Consider the following 219-nt stretch of genomic DNA (forward strand, 5'->3'; position numbering starts at 1 on the left):
ACGGATCTGCGCACACTAGCCGCCACCATCAAGGCAAGATAGATTTGTGAGCAGGCGCATCAGCAGTTGAAGGAGGAACTCGGACTTGATCCCTTCGAGGGGCGATCATGGAAGGGTCTTCATCGTCACGCCCTGATGACAATGATTGCCTACGCCTTCCTGCAGCATCGTCGCCTCGCACACGCGGGGCGGAAAAAAAAGAATCAACGGACCTCCGCC

Annotated in this window: 1 pseudogene; it reads left to right on the forward strand. The window is 56.6% G+C overall.

Going from position 1 to position 219, the window contains the following annotated elements:
• Positions 1–219, forward strand: a pseudogene (locus FNJ47_RS49415) (IS701 family transposase); the annotation flags it as partial.

The organism is Bradyrhizobium uaiense, from assembly GCF_010811875.1.
GTDB classification, from domain to species: Bacteria; Pseudomonadota; Alphaproteobacteria; order Rhizobiales; family Xanthobacteraceae; genus Bradyrhizobium; species Bradyrhizobium uaiense.